Source organism: Rhodococcus sp. SJ-2 (assembly GCF_053750035.1).
Genome location: NZ_CM132340.1, coordinates 3,134,259 through 3,153,422, shown reverse-complemented (window position 1 = coordinate 3,153,422; position 19,164 = coordinate 3,134,259). Strand labels below are relative to the sequence as shown.

Here is a 19,164-nt window from a genome sequence, read left to right as displayed (position 1 = left end):
CAGCGACACGGACAGCTACGCACGACGATTCCTTTTCTGTTCGACAACGACCGTGCAAGCATCGCGACCCGGCGCCGCACCGGCAAGGGTTCGGCTCACGGTGATTCCAACGCGGCGCGGTAGGACTACCGCTGCCGTGAACTATTCGAGGCGATAGCGGCGTCCGAGTTCGTCGAGGCGCGCACGAAGTGCATCGAGAACTGGGCGATGGCCTTTGTGGAGTTTGATCTCGGCCTCGGGCAGCGGCCACCACCGCGCATCGTCGACCTCTGGAAACTGCTGCATCTTTCCCGACCGCGGCGGCCACTCGAGATCGAACACATTGCTGGACACGAACTCCAGTTCGGTTGCGATCTCCCCGGTATAGACACTCACTATCTTCCCCGAGGGCTGCTTGTACCGTCCGAGCAGAGTCAACGGAACGTCGGGGGCGGCGAATCCGCACTCTTCCTCGAATTCACGCAGAGCGACCTCGCGTGGATCCTCCTCGTCTCCGTATTCGCCTTTCGGAACCGACCACGCTGCCTCGTCCTTACCGGTCCAGTACGGCCCGCCGGGGTGCACAAGCCACACCTCGAGGAGACCGGTGTCGTCGATGCGATACAGCAGCAATCCCGCGCTGGTGACAGTCATGCGCCGGTGATCGGTTGCCTGAGAATGGTTTTCAGCCTCCCAGGCGCGGTACGGCGGGGGTCACTCAGGTAGATCTCGTGATGTCTGCCGTTGTAGGTGAGCCCCCTCTCAGGAAGCACGCGATGATGCAAGCTCTCCAGGGTCGGCCCTTCGTCGTCGTACGCGCCGATGTGCAGGATCTGCACACATCGTCCCTCGGTCCACGTCATCGAATGCAGCAGCGGCAACGCGGCCGGCGCCTTCTTCTTCGCTACAACGACCTTCGCCGAGTCGACCATCTCGTCAGTGACCCACGGCGGCTGGTTGATCAGCATCGTCCATTTCCATGCCTGCTTGTCACGGCTGACGAATGTCGACATGTCGTCGGCCCACCACAGCCCCTCCAACGGCCCCACAACGGCATCGCGCCCGAGCTCCTTCTTCGAGGCGAACTTGATCGTGTACGACACGCTGTACAAGGCCTCGACCGCCTCCGCGTATGTCCGGCTGCTGTTCGGGTCGCCACTCCCCTCGACCGCAAGATACCGGAACTCGGGTACGTCCACTTCCGTAAAGTCCCCGGCCGACGGTGAATACAGCTTCTTGTGTGCACGTTTCACGTCGTACTTGTCCATACGTTTCCTCGTCGGGTCGGTCACTCGTCCCGCATCGTTCTCGCGTCGTAGCATCGAGAATATGCGCGCAGTTGCGATGGCGGAATCGTTCGAGGAACACCGCAGTCACCTGTTGTCGGTCGCATACCGGCTCACCGGCAGCGTGGCGGACGCCGAGGACGCCGTACAGGATGCGTGGTTGCGGCTCGACAACACAGATCCCGACAGCATCGGCGATCTACGAGCGTGGTTGACGACCGTCGTGGGTCGTCTCTGCCTCGACAGGCTGAAATCGGCGGCAGTGCGCCGCGAGAAGTATGTGGGGCAGTGGCTTCCCGAGCCGATCGTCACGCCCCTCGCGGGCACGACGCCACCCGACCCGCTCGAGCAGGTGGTGCGCAATGAGGACAACCGCCTGGCAGCACTGCTCGTGCTCGATACGCTCACACCCACACAACGGATCGCGTTCGTATTGCACGACGGCTTCGGTGTCCCTTTCGACGAGGTCGCACGCATCCTCGACGTCGGTGTTGCGGCGGCACGTCAACTCGCGTCACGAGGGCGACGCGCCCTTGCCGATGCCCCGCCGCCCTCGTCCGCGAGCGACCACGAGCATGCCGTACAGCAGCTCTTGACAGCACTTGCCACAGGCGACATCGACACGGTGGTCGCGGCACTGCACCCGGACGCCCGCATGCTCGGCGATGCAGGCGGGACCACGCGCACCGCGATCAACGTCATCACGGGACCCGACAAGTTCGCACGATTCTTCCTCGGACTCGTGCACCTCTACGGTGCCGACGCACTCACCACGCTCGAGCCGGCCCTCGTCAACGGCGAACTCGGCTTCCTCAATCGAGGATCCGTCGGCGACGACACACACCGAGGATTCCCCGGGCGCGTCCTGGGCGTCACCGTGCGCGACGGACGTGTGTGGGCCGCATACGACATGGCGAACCCGGCAAAACTCGGCGGTGTCAGACTTCCGTCCGACCCGCCGGGGTGAGCACCGAGCCGCTCAGCGAGTTGTCTCCTCCGCCCATGGCACGCGGCACGCGTCCGTACTGAAGCCCTGGTCGTGGATGCCCAGCGCCGAGTTCATGCGGGCGCGCATGTTCTCGAGCCCGATCTGGTAGGTCAGTTCCACGACGCCGGCACGGCCGAACCGCCTCTCGAGGTCGGCGATCTGTTCGTCGGTCACCTCGTTCGCCACATCGCCGGTCATCGCGTCTGCATACGCGATCGCGGCCTTCTCGTCGTCGCTGTACAGGTCCGAGGTGGCGTACTCGGCGATATGTTCGAGCCGATCGGTGTCGAGACCGTCGAGCCGTTGCAGCATCGTGCCGAAATCGACGCACCACGAGCAGCCCACAGTCCATGCCGTGCGGTAGACCGCTATTTCCCGCACGTTCTTCGGCAACACCTTCGATGCCCGATCAGCGAGCATTTCGTGCAGACCGCTCGCACGGAGCAGGCCGGGGTGGTAGGCCACCACGGTGAACGGCTCGGGGACCTGGTCGAACATGCGGCCTGCGACCTTGTACATCGCCTTCGTCGTCAATCCCGCCTGGTCGGGCGTGAGCGGTGGTATCCGTGTCATGATCTGCCTCCTCGGTCGTTTTCATCTTCCTCTTGTTGGACGAGACAGCACCCCGAGATGTGACACAGCATGCGAACAGGGCAAGCACGTACCGGCTACCCTGCAGAAATGCGAGAATCGCCGAACTCGGGACAGGCCCGCACCGTTGCCAGGCTTCGGCCGTTCGCCTCCACGATCTTCGCCGAGATGACCTCACTCGCCGTCGAGCACCGTGCGATCAACCTCGGACAGGGATTCCCCGACACCGACGGGCCGCCGGAGATGCTCGAGGTTGCCCGACGAGCAATCGCGGAAGGCGTCAACCAGTACCCGCCCGGTTCCGGGACCCCGGCACTGAGGGCGGCGATCTCTGCCGACCGGTTCGCGCGATACGGGCTGGAACACGACCCGGACACCGAGGTTCTGGTCACCGTCGGTGCCACCGAGGCCATCAGCGCCGCGCTGCTCGGTCTCGTCGAACCCGGCGACGAAGTGCTGCTCACCGAGCCCTACTACGACTCCTACGCAGCCGCAGTTGCCTTGGCAGGCGCGACCAGACGGACCGCGAGGTTGACCCGATCGGGCAACGAATTCGTGTCCGATGTCGATGCCCTCCGGGCCGCGGTCACCGACCGCACCCGCATGCTCGTCGTCAACACCCCGCACAACCCGACCGGGACCGTCTACGACGACGGCGCCCTGGCAGCGATCGCCGAGCTTGCGTGCGAGCGTGATCTGCTGGTGTTGTCCGACGAGGTCTACGAGCACCTCGTCTTCGACGGTCGTCACCACACTCCCCTCGCTTCACTACCCGGAATGGCCGAGCGCACGATCACGGTGTCGAGCGCCGCGAAGACCTTCAACGTCACCGGATGGAAGATCGGCTGGGCAATCGGCCCCCGCCCACTGATCGACGGGGTCCGCGCCGCCAAGCAATTCATGACCTTCGTCGGCGGTGCACCGTTCCAGCCCGCGGTCGCGCACGCGCTGACGCACGAACAATCGTGGGTCGGATCCATGCGCGACGACCTGCAGCGTAAGCGAACCTTTCTCTCACATGCGCTCACCGAAGCCGGATTCGATGTTCTCGACTCTGCGGGAACGTACTTCGTCTGCGCAGACATCACGCCGCTCGGCTTCCGCGACGGTGTGCAACTCTGCCGTGCACTGCCGAGCAAGATCGGCGTCGCCGCCGTGCCGGTGAGCGTGTTCGTCGACGACTCTGCATCATGGAATCATCTGGTGCGCTTCGCCTTCTGCAAACGCGACGACGTTCTCACCGAGGCGGCCCAGCGACTGCACGGCGTCCGGCGCCTTCACAGCGAAGGAAGGGCACTGTAAGCGTGTCAGCCCCAACGATTCCCTCCGACTTCGTTGGTCGAGCGGTGAGTGTCGCGGCAGCCGACGGCATCGACCTCGCTCCGGCGCTCGCCGCGGCCAGGATCAGCCGAGCAGTGCTCGCGCAACCACACGCGCGACTCACTCCCGAGCAGGTCAGCCTGTTCACCCGCTCGGTCTGGCAGATCACCGATGACGAGTTGTTCGGACTCGGCGCAGGATCGGTGCCGCGCGGATCGTTCCGGATCATGACACTGACACTGATCCATTGCCCGGATCTCGCGCACGCTCTCACACGAATGATCGAGGTCAACCGGGTCCTGCAGGGGCTTCCTCGATTGAGTCTGACCATCGGCGAGACGAGCACCTACCTGGATGTTGCCCTTCCCGAGCATGTGACGGAAAAGACCCGTGTGGCAGTCGATTTCCTACTGATGCTCTTGCACCGCTTCGCGGCCTGGCTCGTCGGGGGCCGGATACCGCTGGTGTCGGTGTCGCTGCCGTACGCCGAGCCCGATCCGATCCTTGCGCGCAGCTACGACGCGATCTTCGGCATCCCCGTCACCTTCGACGCGGGACGCGCGGCGCTCGAAATGGACAACTCGGCCATGCGGTCGCCGATCGTCAGGACCGAAGAGTCGCTCGAAACGTATCTCCGGGATTCTCCGAACCTGATGTTGTCCGAACGCGACTACGAATCGAGCGTCACGAGCCAGGTGCGCAGAATCTTCGAGTCCGGCATCCAGGGCCGCACCGCAACCACCGACGAGATCGCCGACATGCTTGCAGTGAGTCCGCCACATCTGCGGCGGCTGCTGCGCCACGAGGGTACGTCCCTCGGCCGTCTCCGGGAGGAAGTGCTGTGCGACCTGGCGATCGCCGGACTACGGCGGGGCGAGCCGGTGGACGACCTGTCGGCGCGTCTCGGATTCTCCGAGCCGAGCGCCTTCCGCCGTGCGTTCAAGCGGTGGACGGGAAACACGCCGCGCGCCTACCGCGCGCCCGCCTGATCAGAAGCCATCAGCACAACCGTCAGCACAGGCAGAACTCGTTACCTTCCGGGTCCGCCATCGTGATCCACACGTAAGGACCCTGACTGCCGCGATGCAGCAGCGTGGCACCTGCCGCGACCAGGCGCTCGGCCATCTCCTCGCGGTTGTCTCCCGCTTGGATGTCCAGATGCGCTCGGTTCTTGACGGTCTTTCCCTCCGGGACCCTCTGGAACAACATTCTGGGGCGGTGCGGATTGTCCGGGTCGGTGATCGCAGACCCCGCCCGCCACACGAGTGTGCCGTCGAAAATCTCGGTGTCCTCTTCTTTTGCGTGCCCGGCCGCAACGAGGCCGCGAATGAAATCCTCGTCGCTGGGTTCGACACGCCATTCGAGCGCTTCGGCCCACCATCGCGCCTGAGTATGCGGGTTGCTGCAATCGATCGTGACCTGAAATTCGTATCCCATGTCGTGACCCTACTGCGCATCTCCGACACGGTCCCGCGTTCGAGTCCCGAGGCGACGAGCAGGGCGTTTTCCGGCGCAGACCCGGTTTGCCGGGTTGCATAACCGACCCGGTTCTGAGACGGTCGGGTAGAACCATCGTCTATCCTCGAGAGGGTGATTCGGAGAATATGCGCACGGTCGTGAAGGATGCCTATCCGACTCGCAACCGCACTGTTTCGGAATCCATCGCGCGGAAGGATCCTGTCGTCTGGGGTTCCCACCCCGGCCCGCTGGATTCCGCCGCAGTCAAGGCGTACGATACACGCGGATTCCACACTGCGGAAGCACTTCTCGCCGCAAATGATGTCGGAAACCTTTTGGAAGAAACCTCCCGTCTCGGACTCGAGCTCGGCAACGACGAACGCGTGGTCCGTGAGCACGCCGGCGGCGATGTACGTTCGATCTTCGATGTACACCGCTTGAGCGACCTGGTCGATTCGATCATCCGCCGTCCTGAAATTGCAGGTATTGCAAGGCAATTACTCGGATCCGACGTCTATATCCACCAGTCCCGGCTCAATGTCAAGCCAGGGTTCCGTGGTGGCCCGTTCTATTGGCACTCGGACTTCGAGACCTGGCACGCAGAGGACGGCATGCCGACCCCTCGCGCGTTGAGCATCTCGATCGCGTTGACCGAGAATTACGGGTACAACGGCGGGTTGATGATCATGCCGGGCTCACACAAGACGTTCGTCTCGTGTGCCGGCGAGACTCCCGACGACTACTATCGAGAGTCGCTTGTAACCCACGTCCCGCCGACGGGATCGCCCGATGAAGACACCCTGACCCGGATGTGTGCCGAGTTCGGCATCACCACATTCCGCGGATCTGCAGGTTCTGCAACAGTTTTCGACTCGAACTGCATGCACGGATCGAACGGGAACATCACCCCGCTCCCCCGTTCCAATCTGTTCGTGGTGTTCAACAGCGTCGAGAACACACCGGTCGAGCCGTTCGCTGCGGGCAAGCCGCGTCCGTCGTATCTCGGCAGCAGGGATTTCACGCCTCTGCGCTGAAGCCCTTCGGCCTGAGCCCCACGGCACTGAAGTGCGCCACCACCGCCTCCGGATCGTCCACCTGCAATGACAGGCGCGACACCGAGGCGGTGGTGCGCTTGTGTTCGAAGAAGGCCGGGAGCGTGACGTCGACGGCTTCTCTGAGCACCAGATCGAGGCAGGTGCCGTCCGGCCCCGGGAGGTAGAGCGCGTCATCGTCGACGATCTGAGATGTGTACTCCCACCGCCTCCGCTCGAGCACGCGTTCGACGTCACCTCGATCCAGTTGCACGATCACCTGGTGTCCCGCCCGGATCGTCAGCCGCGTATCCGTCAGCAGATGCGGGTGTGTGATCCGGCCTGCGAGAATCCCGAGAATCTGGATCAGTCCCCAGATCGAGAGTACGAGCAGTACGTTGCGGACCGCCGGCCACGGGACCAGCACGTGGACGACCACGGCTTCGATGACGCACGCGACGAGAAACGCCATCGGGATACCCATCGTCCCCTTCGTGTATCCGACGGGCACCACCCCGGGCTCTCCGCCGTCGTAACGGCGGCGCACGAATTGCCATATCGCGCGGTAGCCGCGTGCCTCGAACCGAATGAGGTCGGCAGTAATCCTCCCGGCGATCTCATCGAGGGTCGCAGTCCAACCGAATCCCTCGCGCCTCAGAGATCGGATGCGCTGCACGGTCATGACACCGACCACGATGCCGAGCGGTATCTCGACCCCCAGCCACAGTACGAAGGCCGCTCCCGGACTCAGGATCCCGATTGCAGCAAGCGTCGCATTGACGGCGGCCACAAGCACCGTGATCGCCACCGCGACCCCGTGGATCCGGCGTGCCGTCCGGGCGATCATGACTTTCCCGCCTTGTCGGCTGACTTTCCCGCCTTGTCGGCGACGCGGCCGATCACCCCGATCGCCACCGCCCGCTGTGCTGGATCGGGCAGCACCTCCGACATCATGAACTGCCCTTCCTCCGCATAGGCGGCCGCAGTCGCAGCCCAGTCCGCGAAGACGCCGCCTTCACCGCTGCCGATGAGTGCCTGGAAGAAGCCGGCCATCGCCTCGGCAACTGCGTCGATCTCGTCGCGGACGTCGTCGGGCCGGTGTCCCGCGAGCGCTCCGAACCTGCGATACAGCGCTACTACGGAATCTCGCTGCGCGGGGTCGACGAGCAGAACCGTCGCCGCATCGAGGAATGATTCCGGGACTTGGCCGGACAGAACGATGACCTCCCAGCTATCACGTTCACGTTCGAATACCTCGCGCGTGCGGGGGTCCTGCTCGCCGTCGATGAGTTCGGCGAACGCCTGTACGAGTGATTCGGGAAACGGCGACAGGGTTTCGCCGCGTCGATGCCCTTCGAGCATCGCGGACAACGCACGTTTCTTACCGTCGAGTGCATGCACTTGCGCGTCGAGGTCTGCAATCAGCGCTTCGAGATCCGCAGTGAGGTCGTCGCGGGCTTCGCTGTCATCGGTTGTTCCGATCACCGTCGGGATCGCGCCGAGCGGTACACCGGCACCGGCGAGCCAGCGGATCCGCATCAGACGCACGAGGTCCTCCATCGAGTACACGCGGTACCCGTTGGAGGACCTCGGTGGCTCCGGCAGTAACCCGAGCCGGTGGTAGTGCCGGATGGTGCGTACGGTCGTATCTGCGGCTGTGGCCAGTTCGCCGATTCTCATGACCCCAGCATCAACCCTGACGCTACGTCGGGGTCAAGCTGCGACCTGCTAGGACCGGCGAGCGCGCACCGCTTCCGCGAGGCGGTCGAGCTGATCGACGGTGGTCGCCCAGTCGATGCACGCATCGGTGATCGACTTGCCGTATTCGAGCTCGTCCGCCTGACCGAGCGTGAGGTCCTGTCGGCCCGCTTCGATGAAGCTCTCGAGCATGAGACCGACGATCCCCTTCTCACCTGCAACGATGCGGTCGGCGATGTCGGTGACGACGTCGACCTGCTTCTCGTGGTTCTTGCTGCTGTTGCCGTGGCTCGCATCGATGACGACCCGCTCGGGCAGGCCCGACTTGCGCAGCCGAGCCATCGTGTCGGCGACGGTCTCGGCGTCGTAATTCGGTCCTGCACTGCCGCCACGCAGGATCACGTGGCAGTCGGGGTTACCGACGGTTTCGATCAGCGCGGCCTGTCCGTCGAGATCCGTTCCGGGGAACACGTGGCTTGCGGCGGCCGCACGCGTGCCGTCGACCGCCACCTGGACGTCACCCTCGGTGGAGTTCTTGATGCCGACCGGCATCGACAGGGCGCTGCACAGCTGACGATGCACTTGGCTCGCGGCAGTGCGGGCACCGATCGCGCCGTAGGTGACAAGGTCGGCGTAGTACTGCGGGAGGATCGGATCGAGGAACTCGCAGCCGACGGGCAGGCCGAGGCTCGAGACATCGAGAAGCAGCTTGCGGCCGATGCGCAGGCCCGTGTTGATGTCGTATGTGCCGTCGAGGTGCGGGTCGTTGAGCAGGCCCTTCCAGCCGAGCGTTGTGCGGGGCTTCTCGAAGTACACGCGCATCACGATGTGCAGGTCATCGCGCAGTTCGTCGGCCTTCGCAGCGAGCTTGCGGGCGTAGTCCATCGCGGCGGCGGGGTCGTGCACCGAGCACGGGCCCACGATGACGACGAGACGGTCATCCGTGCCGCTGAGGATGTCGACGGTGGCAGCGCGGCCCGAACGCACGGTCGCGGCAGCAACCTCGTCGGGTGCGTGCTCGGCACGCACGACGGACGGTGCTGCAAGCGGGCTGATCCGCACGGTGCGCTGATCATCGAGATTCGCGGTGGAGATGCTATTGGTCTTGGTGCTCATCGGGTTCTCGGTTCCTGTTCTCAGGCCGACCCTCGAGGAAGCTGCGATATCCAGCGAGCCGGTCTGTAATCCGGCTCGTAGGTGGAAGAAGTCAGCGCGTGGTAACGCCGACCGACCCACCCCGGGCCGGCCTGCTAAACCAGAAATATGCGCGCTGCATGTCGACGAGAGTAACAGAAGGTTCCGACGAGCGAGTGTGACGGCCACCTCATACTCGCTACATCCAGTAGGCCTGCGACTTGATCTGCTTCTTGGGGATCTCGAATTCCCCCTTGAATGCGGCGGCGATCGCACGCGTCCACTTCGCTTCTGCTGCAACCCAACCGAAGTGATCGCGTGCGTGAAAAGCCTCAGCCTTCACAGCGTCGGCAAGGCTCTTGCCTTCGTTCGCGCGCTGAATCCATTTCACCGTGACGTTCGAACCCGCGGCGAGCGGGAGAGTGCGGTCCCTCTCGTGCACCCATTCGATCCACACCTTCGCGGGCACATCACCGATCGAGGCGAGCAGAGAATTGATGGCAGGTAGCGAGGCGATATCGCCGGCGATGAGATACCCCGCGGGCGTCACCTCCGGGACTTCGAACTTCGATCCCATCACGGTGGCACCGATCTTCTCGCCCGGCGTCACCGTCTGCGCCCATCTCGCGGCAGATCCGTCGTGGATCGCGAAGTCGATGTCGAAGGTTCCTTTGTCGACATCGATGTCGACGAGGGTGTAGCCCCGTTGGTGCACCTTGTCGCCGTTGGGGAACCACATGCGGATCCACATGGTGGGGTGCACCGGATGGTCCGCGAGCAGGCCGCCGTCGGTGAATCCGATCCGCAGATAGTGCTCGGTGATCTCGGTGCGGCTCGTGACAGTAAGTTCGTAGTCGTCGGCGCGGAGGAGCTTGAGAACCGCACCTTGCCATCCGCGGGACTTCTCGGCCATACCGTCTCCTACCATCATCGAACGCGATCCCCACCGGAATCGTCGACCGATCCTAACGCAGCGAAGATAGGTTTGCCTTAGGTAACTTCTCCGCCGTTCAAGGCCGATCGAGCTGTCTCGGGTTCGCGACACGCAACCTTTCGACGACCGCACCGAGAACCGCGGAGCGCACGTCCGAGTCGGCGACATCGAGCAACCCACTACGGAGGCGCAGAGCAAGCTCCGCTTCGTCGCAGCAGCCCACGCGCGCAAGACGGCCGGCGTGCGCTGCCCGCTGAACCGAGCCCAGCAGTTGCTCCCTTCGCGCGACCCGCAGCAGACTCGTGCAGATCTTCAAGCGATACGCCGCACCCGGGTCGGTGAGCGACGGAGCGATGCCACTGCCGAGTTCGTCGATCACCGCGCCCAGCAGGTCGGAGGCAACAGGAAGTCCGAACAGGTCTGTGCGAGTTTCGGGCTCCGGCACCGGATCCGGCGGCAGGACAACGTCATCGATCAGACCCAGGGTGTGCAGCACGTCCCATTCGGATTCGCACACCCGCCTACCGATCGCCGCGAACTCGGCGGAGTATTCCGCTCCCGAGATGTGCTTCTGCGCCTGGAACCGGCCGAGAACGAGCCAACGCAGCGTGCCGAAAGCCTCCCACCAGTGAAGCTCTTCCAGGTCGGGACGCCACCCGGTGAGGCGTTCGTATCCGTCGAGCAGATCGTCGCGTGTACCGACCCCGGCGACCGGACGATCACCTCCGAAACGCCATGCGCGCACACACAACCACCCGAGATCTTCGACCGGATTCCCGAGGTGCGCCAGTTCCCAATCGAGAACGCCCGCGGTCCCCCCGGGCCCGATCAGGAGGTTGCCGAGCCGGAAATCACCGTGCACCAGCGCGTTGCCACGCCTCGGTGGACGATGCCGATCGAGCCACCGCAGGGCGATTTCGACGACGGGTCGCGGCTCGTCGAACGAGCGATAGAGGTCTCGCACCACATCGAGGGGGTCCTCGTTACCGAGCATCGCAACCTCGGAGACCGGCACGGAATGGATACGCGCGAGGATTCCGCCCAGTTCGTCGGCGAGTCCTGCCCGCGCGCCGGCGAGCGCCTCGTCCCGCTGAACCTTCCTCGGAATGCTCTCACCCGTCACACGTTCCATGATGAGAAAAGGTGCGTCGAGTCCCGGTGCGGCGTCGGCCGCAACGACGACTTCCGGCACAGGCACTCCCGCCTTCCGCGCCGCGAGCAGGCATGCGGCTTCGGCGCGCATCCGCGGTGCGTCGCCCTGGCCCGGAGGATCGCGGCGCAACACGTACCCGTTCGTGTCCCCGTTGCGGGCAGCGTCGAACGACCAGATCTGTCTACTCGCGCCGCCGGTGAGTCTGCGCAGGCCCGTCACCGACACCGATGTCCCCCAGTGTGTCGACAGGACGTCGGCGATGCCCACCGCTACTTCCACGGGGCCCTCTCCCCGTCGCGAAGGAGTCGACGAGCAGTCGACATTCGATGCACCTCGTCGGGTCCGTCGTAGATCCGCGCGTAGCGGGCCTGCCGGTACATCCTTTCGAGCGGCGTGTCGGCGGTCAGCCCGAGGGCGCCGTGGACCTGGATGGCTCGATCCACGACGTTGTGAAGCATTCGGGCTCCCCAGAACTTGACGAGCCCGATCTGCACTCGGGCATCCTCACCGGAATCCATGACCCGGGCGGCATCGAGCGTCATCAGCCTCGACGCCTGGATCTCTGCGGCCGATTCGGCCACATACCGTTGGATCTCGCCCTTTTCGGACAGCAGTGAACCGTGGGCGAAGCGTTCGTTGGCGCGCGCACACATCATCTCGAACGCGCGTTGCGCCTGCCCGAGCCAGCGCATGGCATGGAAGATCCGGCCCGGACCGAGCCTGTCCTGCGCGACGACGAACCCGTTGCCGCGCGCTCCCAGCAGGTTCGTAGCAGGCACCCGCACATCGGTGTAGCGAACCTCGTAGTGGTCGCTGGGGTCGTGTCCCATTGTGGGAATGGACCGGACTATCTCGAAGCCGGGGGTATCGGTGGGGACGATGATCGCGCTGATGCTGCGGTGCAACGCTGTCGCCTCGGATTCGGTGCGGGCGAACACCGTGCAGTACCCGGCCTCCCGCGCACCAGTGGTGAACCACTTGTGTCCGTTGATGATCCAGTGGTCCCCGTCGAGAGTGGCGGCGGTCCGGACCAGAATGGGGTCGGATCCGGCAACCTCCGGTTCGGTCATTCCGACGGACGGAAAGATCTCTCCCGAGACCAGACCGGGAATCCAGCGATGGCGTTGTTCGTCGGTGCCGTGCCGCTGCAGCATCAACGCGTCCTGCATGGACACCGACCCGACAGCGAGTTGCCCGAATTCGGAGCGGCCGATGATCTCGTTGAGATAGACGAAGTCGAGGAATGGCACACCTGCACCACCGATCTCCTCGGGATGCCCGAGCGCCCACAACCCGAGACCTTTCGCGCGGGATTTCAGTCGGGTGAGTGCGGCTACCGCCTCGTCGTCATGTCGCGAGAGGACGGGTTCGAGGGGAACGACCTCGTCGTCGATGAAGGAGCGCATGCGGGTGCACAGCTCTGCCACCCGCCCCTCCGGCCGGTTCGCTGTCATGGTCGACAATCTATCGGCACACACGTGCGTTCACATGCATTTCGATCCGCTATGGCTCGGCGGTGCACAATCCTGCGGGTCGCGGCTGATCCGGTGCCTGACCGACAGCGTCGAAACCCAAACCCTTGCGCATAAGGTTTGCCTAACCTATATTCATCGGTGGGCCCGTTGAGGACTGAGCGGAGAGCTGAGGGCTGCAGCGAACTCCCGGTCCCCGCCTACGGCGGGTCCCGTCGCTTTCGAGCACGGGACCCGCCGGTTCGCCTTCCCCCACCTTGGCACAGGGCATCGACTCCCAGCGCTATTTTGCGTCGATACCGGCACTCACCGGCATCGTCCGAGCCCGGGGCTTCCCCAATAGCGCGCGCAGCGAGAACCGGCCGAGCTCCGGATCGTAGGGCCGATATGCGGCGTAGACGAGGACGTGGAACTTCTCATGCAGTGCCAGCGCTCGACGAATCTCGGATGTCATCCGTCCGTGCAGTTCGAAGGTCTTGACACCCGACTCGATGTAGGAGCCGAACTCCCGCGGCGGGGTCAACGCCCGCCTGGGAGAGATATCGACTCGCATGTCGCTGAGCTGGACGATCGGGACCTCCGCCGCACCGAGACACAGCGCCAGGTCGAGGTCCTCGTGGATATCCGGAGCCACACTCACGTCCTCACGGACCCGCTCCCACGCCGACCGACGGATTGCCATGTTGGCGCCGTGCAAATTGCGGTAAGGACGCTCGCCACCGAAAATTCCGCGCTGGACCTGTTTTTCGACGTACCAGCCTTTGAGTCGCCGATACGGTGAATCGTACGAATTGTTCAGCCCGCTGACAGCTCCGACCTCGTCGGTGTCGCCTCTGTCGAAGTAGTCGCACACCACCCGAGCCCAGCCTGAACGGACACGCGTATCGGCATCGATCCGCCCGAGGATGTCGCCGCATGCAGCTTCGAATCCGGCATTCCTCGCGTATGCAACACCGGGCCTCGTCTCACTCAACAGCTTGATCTTCGGGCATTTCGCCTGCGCACGCCACACCACATCGACGGTGGAATCCGTGCAGTTGTTGTCGACCACGACGATCTCGACAAGGTCGTCCTGCTGCTCGATCAAAGCGTCGAGACACGGCCCGATATACACCTCTTCGTTGTGGACGGGAATGATGACGGACAATCCGGATCGGGTGGCCATGGCGCCCGATCCTACCGTCCACAGAGCGTTCGGCCCGCCTCAGGTGTTGCCACCCGAGGCGGGCCGAAGCATCTCTTTACCAACCGTTTCCGGTTACCTGACGACCAGTTCGCCGTCCTCGACCGCTACAGACACCGCGCCACCTTCGACGAGTTCGTCATCGAGCAGCAGATCTGCGATACGATCGTCGACCTCACGCTGGATCGCACGGCGCAACGGTCGCGCACCGAACTCGGGCTGACGCCCACGATCGGCGAGCCAGTCGACGGCCACACCGTCGATGTCGAGATCGATACCCTTGTCCGCCAGCTTCTTCCGAGTGTCGTCGAGCAAGAGGTCGGTGATGCGCCGCAGTTGCTCGTCGTCGAGCTTACGGAACAACACGATCTCGTCGATCCGGTTGAGGAATTCCGGTCGCATGGCTTCGCGCAATCGAGCCATCACCCTGTCTCTCAACGGCTTCTCGGCAGCCTCGGCGTCACCGGTGGTGAAGCCGAGCGCGCCACCACGGCTCGAGATGATGTCCGACCCGAGGTTGCTGGTCATGATCACCACGGTGTTGCTGAAGTCGACCGTGCGACCTTCACCGTCGGTCAGACGACCGTCGTCGAGGACCTGGAGGAGCGTATTGAACACATCCGGGTGCGCCTTCTCGATCTCATCGAGCAGCACCACCGAATACGGGTTGCGGCGCACCTTTTCGGTGAGCTGACCGGCCTCGCCGTATCCGACGTATCCGGGTGGCGCACCGACCAGGCGACTGACCGTGTGCCGCTCACCGAACTCGCTCATGTCGATGCGCAACATCGACCGCTCGTCTCCGAACAGCACCTCCGCCAGGGCTTTCGCCAGTTCGGTCTTACCGACGCCGGTCGGCCCGAGGAAGAGGAAGCTACCTACCGGCCGGCCCGGATCACTCATCCCCGAACGGCTTCGACGCACCGCGCGCGCCACCGCACGGACCGCTTCGTCCTGGCCGACGACGCGCTCGTGCAGCTCGTTCTCGAGGTTCCGCAGCCGGTCCTTCTCCCCACTCGTCATCCGAGTGACGGGAATACCTGTTGCGCGAGAGACGATTTCGGCAATCAGCTCCGTGTCCACCTCCGGGATCCCGGCGTCATCGCTCGTCGCAGATCCCGAGTCGATCCGGGCCTGCGTCTTCACGATCTCGTCGCGGATCCGCGACGCCTCCTCGTAGCGTTCGGCTGCAACGGCGGCGTCCTTCTCCGCTTCGAGAGAGCTCACCTGCTCGCGGAGCGCCTCGGCGTCGACCGCCGGCGTACGCAGCCTCAGCCGCGCACCCGCCTGGTCGATCAGGTCGATGGCCTTGTCCGGCAGGTGCCGGTCGGGCAGATACCGCACCGACAGATCCACCGCCGCCTCGATCGCCTCGTCCGAGTACCTGACGCGGTGGAATTCTGCGTACCGGTCGCGGAGTCCGTGCAGGATGGTGACGGCATCGTCGTGCGACGGCTCGCCCACCGTGACGGGCTGGAATCGCCGTTCGAGCGCCGGATCCTTCTCGATGTGCTTGCGGTATTCGTCGAGCGTGGTCGCACCGACCACATGCAGTTCGCCGCGTGCGAGCTTGGGCTTGAGGATGTTGCTCGCATCCATGGAGCCCTCATTGCCGCCACCCCCGGCTCCGACGACGGTGTGCAGTTCGTCGATGAAGACGATCAGCGCGCCGTCCTGCGCGGTGATCTCGTCGAGGACCGAGGTGAGTCGCTCCTCGAAGTCGCCGCGATAGCGGGTACCGGCCACCATCGAGGTCAGGTCGAGCTGGACGATGCGCTTGTCGCGCAGAGTGTCCGGAACGTCACCGTCCACGATGCGCTGGGCCAGGCCCTCGACGATCGCAGTCTTGCCGACACCGGCCTCACCCACGAGCACCGGGTTGTTCTTGGTGCGACGCGAAAGAATCTCGACAGTCTGCTCGATCTCGTCGGCACGACCGATGACGGGGTCCACACCGCCGTTCCGAGCACGGTCGGTGAGGTCGACGCCGTATTTGTCGAGGGTCGGCGTCGACGACTCCGCCTCAGCAGGCGCAGCAGGCACCGGCTGGAGCGCGGTCTGCAGTGCCTGCGGGGTGACACCGAGCGACGCTAGCAGACGCCCTGGCGCGCGAGTCTGGTCTGCAGCGAGCGTGAAGAACAGGTGTTCCGGATCGATGTACGTGGATCCGAGTGCACGTGAGAGCTGGTGTGCCTCGAGCAGGGCGGTCTTCACCACGCCGCTGAGTGCGGGCGCAATCGCGCCGCTCCCGGGATCGCCTTGCGGGAGTCGCTGCTCCACTGCCTTGACCACGTCGGCGGGATCAGCACCGGAGCGGGTCATGACCGTCCGGGCCGGGTCCTGCTCAGCCATGGCACGTAGAACGTGCAGTGCATCGAGATCCACGTCGCCGCGTTCCGCTGCGAAACGCGCCGCAGCAGCCATGAGCTCCTGCGTTCCGCGGCTCATGAAGCGCGAAATGTCGATGCGGCCGGGGCCACCAGGCCCGAAGAATGACGGCATTCCGAAGCCTTTCTGTTGAACTTGAGTCGTACGTACTCAACTAACGTGCATACCTCGCGATCAATTCCCGCAGTCGAGTGATCCGCGCCACACCTTCACGTTGCCCGAAACGTCCGCGTAGCGTGGACACGTGCATACGCAGTACGGGCCGCAGCTCACGCTGTTCGCGGCCGAGCTCGACTTCGTCCTCGACGAATTTCAGACCCGCGCTTGCGTGGCACTCGAGAACCACCGCGACGTGCTGGTCTGCGCGCCCACCGGCTCCGGAAAGACCGTCGTCGGGGAGTTCGCAGCCCACCTAGCCCTCGTCTCGAACGGAACGTGCTTCTACACCACACCGATCAAGGCTCTGAGCAATCAGAAGTTCCACGACTTCGCCCGAAGATTCGGTGACCATCGAGTCGGCCTGCTCACCGGCGACATCACCCACAATCCCGATGCGCCCGTGGTCGTCATGACCACCGAAGTCTTGCGGAGCATGCTGCACGGACACTCCCCTCTACTGACCGGGCTGACCCACGTCGTCATGGACGAAGTGCACTATCTCGCCGACAGCGAGCGCGGCGCAGTGTGGGAGGAATCGATACTTCACCTCCCCGCGACGGTACGTCTCGCCAGCCTGTCCGCGACGGTGAGCAACGCCGAGGAATTCGGCGAGTGGATTGCCCGCGTCCGCGGCGACACAACCGTGGTCGTCGAGGAGACCAGACCGGTGCCGCTGACCCAGCACATGCTCGCGGGAGGTCGCCTGTTCGACCTGCTGTCGCCTCTTGACGGCAGTGTCGACGACAACCTCGAGCGGTACATCGCGCATCGACGACTCGTCGAGGCCGCGCCACCACCGGCCCCCGGAGGGGGACGCCGCCGCAGACGGGGTCACCGGCCCGAACCCGCGGGCGCCGACCGACCCGAGATCGTCGCACGCCTGGAAGCCGAACAACTCCTGCCTGCCATCTGGTTCCGGTTCAGCCGCGCCGGATGCGACGCCGCGGTCACCGAATGCCTCGACGCCTCGGTGCGGCTCACCGACGGAACCGACCTGTCCGAGATCCGGGCCATCGCGGAGAAGCACACTGCCTCGCTGCCCCCGGGCGATCTCGATGCGCTGGGTTACGCCGATTGGATCGACGGACTCGAGCGTGGTTTCGCCGCACACCACGCCGGCCTCGTTCCCGCGTTCCGGCACACCATCGAAGAACTGTTCGCTCGCAACCTCGTGAAGGTGGTCTTCGCGACAGAGACACTCGCGGTGGGCGTCAACATGCCTGCCCGGACAGTCGTACTCGAACGTCTCGTCAAACCGACGGCCGATGGGCCGGTGCGGTTGACGGCCGGTGAGTACACCCAATTGACCGGCCGCGCCGGTCGCCGCGGCATCGACGACGAGGGGCACGCCGTAGTGCTGTGGAGTCCCGACATCGCGCCCGCAACCGTCGCCGGACTCGCCTCCACTCGCACCTACCCGCTGCACAGTTCGCTGCGCATCGGATACAACACGGCGGTCAATCTCATCGACGATCTCGGTGTGGACGGCGCTCGCGCATTACTGGGTCGCTCATTCGCCCAGTTCCAAGCGCAGAACTCGGTCGCTGCGCTCGCCGAGGCCGCCCGTGTCAACTCTGCGACTCTCGCCGCACTCGACACAGAGCTCGCCCAGGCCGACGGATTCGACGAATACCGGAGTTTGTGCGACCGGCTCGCCATTGCCCGCACCACCGCTCCGGCCGACACCGTCACAGTCCTGGCGCGTGCGGTCCGCTCTCACCCCGGTCATCGTCGTGGCGACCGTGACCGCCTCTTGACGCTTGCCGCCCAACGCAGCGCCCTGAACGCGGACACCGAACTGCTACTCGCGCAGGTTCATACGGTCTCGGGCCGACTGATCGACACATTCGACCGCACACTGGCACTGCTCGACGAACGCGGCCACCTCATGTACGACCCGATCAGCGGGCACGCCCACGTCACCGACGACGGCGTGCGGCTCAGTCGGATCTATTGCGGAAGCGATCTTCTCGTATCCGAGTGCCTACGCACCGGGGCATGGGCCGGACTCGAGCCAGCCGAGCTGGCCGCGGTTGCGTCGAGTGTGCTCGGCGAGAACCGCCGACGCTCGGCCACATCCGCGGGACGTACGACACCGGCGATCGACGAGGCACTGCGCGCGACGGTCCGGTTGTGGGGAGAACTCGCCGCCGCCGAGGAACGGCACGGCCTTGCGGTGAGCCCTGAGCCCGATCCGGCCCCGGTGGCGGCGATCCACCGGTGGGCGCGAGGCGACGGGCTCGCTGCGGCACTGCAAGTGGCCTCCGATTCGGCGCGCTCGGGAGGAGATCTGGTCCGCCACTATCTGCGGACGCTCGATCTCGTCGACCAGACCCGGCTGTGTCGGCGAGGCGCGCTACCACCCGTTCCTGCGACGCTGTTGTGAACGA

17 protein-coding genes are annotated in these 19,164 nt (G+C 64.8%); 5 read left to right on the top strand and 12 right to left on the bottom strand.

Annotated features, from left to right (window positions below):
• Positions 1-141: 141 nt before the first annotated feature.
• Positions 142-633 carry an NUDIX domain-containing protein gene (locus ACSYG9_RS14750; RefSeq protein ID WP_454838872.1) on the bottom strand — a complete coding sequence of 164 codons (492 nt, stop codon included), beginning with the start codon at positions 631-633 and terminating at the stop codon, positions 142-144.
• Positions 630-1,247 (bottom strand): GyrI-like domain-containing protein, encoded by a 618-nt coding sequence (locus ACSYG9_RS14745; protein ID WP_454838870.1) that lies wholly within the window; start codon positions 1,245-1,247, stop codon positions 630-632. The genes ACSYG9_RS14750 and ACSYG9_RS14745 overlap by 4 nt, the downstream gene beginning before the upstream one ends.
• Before the next feature lie 61 nt (positions 1,248-1,308).
• Here ACSYG9_RS14745 and ACSYG9_RS14740 point away from each other — a divergent pair, with 61 nt between their 5' ends.
• Positions 1,309-2,232, top strand: coding sequence for a sigma-70 family RNA polymerase sigma factor (locus ACSYG9_RS14740; RefSeq protein ID WP_454838868.1), 924 nt, complete (start codon positions 1,309-1,311; stop codon positions 2,230-2,232).
• A 12-nt stretch (positions 2,233-2,244) separates the two neighbouring features.
• Here ACSYG9_RS14740 and ACSYG9_RS14735 read toward each other — a convergent pair whose 3' ends face one another.
• Entirely contained in the window at positions 2,245-2,826 is a 582-nt protein-coding gene (locus ACSYG9_RS14735; protein WP_440123354.1) for a carboxymuconolactone decarboxylase family protein, read from the bottom strand.
• A 108-nt stretch (positions 2,827-2,934) separates the two neighbouring features.
• Between ACSYG9_RS14735 and ACSYG9_RS14730 the strand changes: the two genes are divergently transcribed.
• Together ACSYG9_RS14730 and ACSYG9_RS14725 are read left to right on the top strand one after the other, a co-directional pair.
• Entirely contained in the window at positions 2,935-4,146 is a 1,212-nt protein-coding gene (locus ACSYG9_RS14730; protein WP_440123353.1) for a pyridoxal phosphate-dependent aminotransferase, read from the top strand.
• A gap of 2 nt (positions 4,147-4,148) precedes the next feature.
• Positions 4,149-5,153: an AraC family transcriptional regulator gene (locus ACSYG9_RS14725; protein ID WP_454838866.1), complete on the top strand. Its 1,005-nt coding sequence runs from the start codon at positions 4,149-4,151 to the stop codon at positions 5,151-5,153.
• Between the two features lie 22 nt (positions 5,154-5,175).
• Here ACSYG9_RS14725 and ACSYG9_RS14720 read toward each other — a convergent pair whose 3' ends face one another.
• Positions 5,176-5,601, bottom strand: coding sequence for a VOC family protein (locus tag ACSYG9_RS14720; RefSeq protein WP_440123351.1), 426 nt, complete (start codon positions 5,599-5,601; stop codon positions 5,176-5,178).
• Positions 5,602-5,768: 167 nt separating this feature from the next.
• Between ACSYG9_RS14720 and thpD the strand changes: the two genes are divergently transcribed.
• Entirely contained in the window at positions 5,769-6,656 is an 888-nt protein-coding gene (thpD, locus tag ACSYG9_RS14715) for an ectoine hydroxylase (protein WP_454838865.1), read from the top strand.
• Here thpD and ACSYG9_RS14710 read toward each other — a convergent pair.
• The 8 genes from ACSYG9_RS14710 to ACSYG9_RS14675 all read right to left on the bottom strand — a co-directional run bounded on the left by ACSYG9_RS14710 (position 6,640) and on the right by ACSYG9_RS14675 (position 16,729).
• Positions 6,640-7,500 carry a hypothetical protein gene (locus ACSYG9_RS14710; protein ID WP_454838863.1) on the bottom strand — a complete coding sequence of 287 codons (861 nt, stop codon included), beginning with the start codon at positions 7,498-7,500 and terminating at the stop codon, positions 6,640-6,642. The two genes, thpD and ACSYG9_RS14710, sit on opposite strands and share 17 nt — an antisense overlap.
• A complete protein-coding gene (locus tag ACSYG9_RS14705) occupies positions 7,497-8,333 on the bottom strand; it encodes a MerR family transcriptional regulator (RefSeq protein ID WP_454838861.1) in 837 nt (278 codons plus the stop codon). Before ACSYG9_RS14705 ends, ACSYG9_RS14710 begins: the two co-directional genes overlap by 4 nt.
• A 48-nt stretch (positions 8,334-8,381) precedes the next feature.
• Positions 8,382-9,467 (bottom strand): 3-deoxy-7-phosphoheptulonate synthase, encoded by a 1,086-nt coding sequence (locus ACSYG9_RS14700; RefSeq protein WP_440123347.1) that lies wholly within the window; start codon positions 9,465-9,467, stop codon positions 8,382-8,384.
• Between the two features lie 217 nt (positions 9,468-9,684).
• On the bottom strand, positions 9,685-10,398 hold the full coding sequence (locus tag ACSYG9_RS14695) for a siderophore-interacting protein (protein WP_454838859.1): 714 nt from the start codon (positions 10,396-10,398) through the stop codon (positions 9,685-9,687).
• A 97-nt stretch (positions 10,399-10,495) separates the two neighbouring features.
• Complete coding sequence (locus ACSYG9_RS14690; protein ID WP_454838858.1) at positions 10,496-11,851, bottom strand: phosphotransferase family protein; 1,356 nt, start codon at positions 11,849-11,851, stop codon at positions 10,496-10,498.
• Positions 11,842-13,026: an acyl-CoA dehydrogenase family protein gene (locus tag ACSYG9_RS14685; protein WP_454838857.1), complete on the bottom strand. Its 1,185-nt coding sequence runs from the start codon at positions 13,024-13,026 to the stop codon at positions 11,842-11,844. The genes ACSYG9_RS14690 and ACSYG9_RS14685 overlap by 10 nt, the downstream gene beginning before the upstream one ends.
• A 301-nt stretch (positions 13,027-13,327) precedes the next feature.
• Positions 13,328-14,209 carry a glycosyltransferase gene (locus ACSYG9_RS14680; protein WP_454838855.1) on the bottom strand — a complete coding sequence of 294 codons (882 nt, stop codon included), beginning with the start codon at positions 14,207-14,209 and terminating at the stop codon, positions 13,328-13,330.
• 93 nt (positions 14,210-14,302) lie between these two features.
• Complete coding sequence (locus tag ACSYG9_RS14675) at positions 14,303-16,729, bottom strand: ATP-dependent Clp protease ATP-binding subunit (RefSeq protein ID WP_454838854.1); 2,427 nt, start codon at positions 16,727-16,729, stop codon at positions 14,303-14,305.
• A 130-nt stretch (positions 16,730-16,859) separates the two neighbouring features.
• On the opposite strand from ACSYG9_RS14675, the gene ACSYG9_RS14670 reads away from it, so the two are divergent.
• Entirely contained in the window at positions 16,860-19,160 is a 2,301-nt protein-coding gene (locus tag ACSYG9_RS14670; RefSeq protein WP_454838853.1) for a DEAD/DEAH box helicase, read from the top strand.
• Positions 19,161-19,164: the final 4 nt, after the last annotated feature.

Coding starts and splice junctions, on each gene's coding strand:
- thpD (WP_454838865.1), top strand. CDS start 5,769: ATGCGCACGGTCGTGAAGGATGCCTATCCGACTCGCAACCGCACTGTT.
- ACSYG9_RS14735 (WP_440123354.1), bottom strand. CDS start 2,826: ATGACACGGATACCACCGCTCACGCCCGACCAGGCGGGATTGACGACG.
- ACSYG9_RS14695 (WP_454838859.1), bottom strand. CDS start 10,398: ATGGCCGAGAAGTCCCGCGGATGGCAAGGTGCGGTTCTCAAGCTCCTC.
- ACSYG9_RS14750 (WP_454838872.1), bottom strand. CDS start 633: ATGACTGTCACCAGCGCGGGATTGCTGCTGTATCGCATCGACGACACC.
- ACSYG9_RS14710 (WP_454838863.1), bottom strand. CDS start 7,500: ATGATCGCCCGGACGGCACGCCGGATCCACGGGGTCGCGGTGGCGATC.
- ACSYG9_RS14705 (WP_454838861.1), bottom strand. CDS start 8,333: ATGAGAATCGGCGAACTGGCCACAGCCGCAGATACGACCGTACGCACC.
- ACSYG9_RS14680 (WP_454838855.1), bottom strand. CDS start 14,209: ATGGCCACCCGATCCGGATTGTCCGTCATCATTCCCGTCCACAACGAA.
- ACSYG9_RS14675 (WP_454838854.1), bottom strand. CDS start 16,729: ATGCCGTCATTCTTCGGGCCTGGTGGCCCCGGCCGCATCGACATTTCG.
- ACSYG9_RS14685 (WP_454838857.1), bottom strand. CDS start 13,026: ATGACAGCGAACCGGCCGGAGGGGCGGGTGGCAGAGCTGTGCACCCGC.
- ACSYG9_RS14745 (WP_454838870.1), bottom strand. CDS start 1,247: ATGGACAAGTACGACGTGAAACGTGCACACAAGAAGCTGTATTCACCG.
- ACSYG9_RS14720 (WP_440123351.1), bottom strand. CDS start 5,601: ATGGGATACGAATTTCAGGTCACGATCGATTGCAGCAACCCGCATACT.
- ACSYG9_RS14700 (WP_440123347.1), bottom strand. CDS start 9,467: ATGAGCACCAAGACCAATAGCATCTCCACCGCGAATCTCGATGATCAG.
- ACSYG9_RS14740 (WP_454838868.1), top strand. CDS start 1,309: ATGCGCGCAGTTGCGATGGCGGAATCGTTCGAGGAACACCGCAGTCAC.
- ACSYG9_RS14730 (WP_440123353.1), top strand. CDS start 2,935: ATGCGAGAATCGCCGAACTCGGGACAGGCCCGCACCGTTGCCAGGCTT.